Origin of the sequence: Xanthomonas sp. SHU 166, assembly GCF_000364685.1 — a bacterium.
Classification (GTDB): domain Bacteria; phylum Pseudomonadota; class Gammaproteobacteria; order Xanthomonadales; family Xanthomonadaceae; genus Xanthomonas_A; species Xanthomonas_A sontii.
In genome coordinates, this window is sequence record NZ_AQOJ01000822.1 from 1 (window position 1) to 1501 (window position 1501).

Annotated in this window: 1 pseudogene; it reads right to left on the reverse strand. The window is 71.7% G+C overall.

Annotation, left to right across the window (positions count from 1 at the left end):
* Positions 1 to 1501: pseudogene (locus D180_RS18875) on the reverse strand (endonuclease/exonuclease/phosphatase family protein); the annotation flags it as partial.

The window sequence follows — 1501 nt, forward strand, 5'->3', positions numbered from 1 at the left end:
GCGAACTGCGCGGTGCTGCAGGTGACCACGGTCTGCGCAGCCACCTCCGGCGCGGCGCAGTCCCAGCCCGGGGCGGCGGTCACGCTCGGGGCCACCGCCGCGTCCAGGGCGAAGGCGACTGCCGCCGCACGCGCCGCGTCCGGACCGGCGTTGGCCAGTTCCACGCTGTAGCGGATGGTGTCGCCGGCATAGACCGACGCGTTGGCGGCGCTCACGCGCAGGCTCAGGTCGGCACGCTCCAGCGGCTTGAGCTTGATCAGCACCACCGCCGGGTCGTGGTCGGACAGCCGCGCCGGCGAGTTGGCGTCGTTGCGGGCCACGGCCGGGAAGTCGGCGTTGAGCCGCGCATGGGCTTCGCTGAGACCGGCGATCTGCGCCGAGCGCATCAGCGCGCGGTTGGCCAGGATGTGGTCCAGCGATTGCACGTTGCCGTCGTAGGCGTAGGAGTAGCTCTGGTCCGGCGTCGACAGCAGGGTCAGGTTGTACAGCGCCGGATCGACCAGGGTGGCGCCGTCGCCGCCGACCACGGTCTGCGCGTCGGGCGCCGGCAGGCCGGTGATGGTGCCCATCGCATCGACGTAGCCGTCGTTGAACTCGAAGGCGTTGAAGTCGCCCATCACCAGCAACTGCTCGGTCGGATCGGCGGTCTGGCGCGCCTGCAGCAGGTTGGCCAGGAACACCGCCTGCGCCTGGCGCTTGGCGCGGATGCGCTGGCCGCTGGCGTCGTCGGTCTCGGCGCCGTTGAGCGAACGCTGGTGCACCTCGACCACGGTCAGCGGCAGCGCACGGCCGTCGGCGAAATGCACCACCGCCTTCAGCAGCAGCGGCGGGCGGTCGTTGAGCAGGCTGACGGTGCCGCTGGGCTCGGTCCAGGTGGCGGCCTTGCCTTCCTGGCTCACCGAGACCACCTCGACGCGGGCGATGCCGGCGCCGACCTGCGCGGTCTTGACCAGGAAGCCGACGTCGATGCCGCCCACGTCGTTGCCTTCCTGCAGGTAGGCCACGTACTGCGGATCGGGCTGGCCGGCGGCCACCGCGTCGCGGTTGACGCGGTCGGCCAGGGTCTGCAGCACGCTCAGGTTCTCGATCTCCACCGTGCCGAGGATGTCGGGGGTGTTGAGGTAGTTGCGGATCGCCAGCGAGGCCTTGTTGAGGCGCGCCTGGTAGGCGGCCGCGGTCAGCACCGGTTCGCCGATCGCCGGATCGTTCTGGTCGTCGAAGAAGCGCTCCATGTTGTAGGTGGCGATGTTGACGTCGTCGGCCTGCGGCGCGGGGGCGGCCTTGGGCTGGTCGGCGCCGTCGCACTGCACGGTGGGCGCGGTTTCCGGGTAGATGGTGTAGCGGCGGAAGCTGTAGTCCAGCGGGCCGCTGACGCCGAGCACGGTGCAGCCGGCGGCCACGTCGATGCGCTGGCCGCCGAGGCCGGCGCTGCCGACCGCGATCACCTGCGGGCTGGTGTTCCAGCGCGGCACATCGGCCGGCGAGCCGGCCGGCAGCGCGT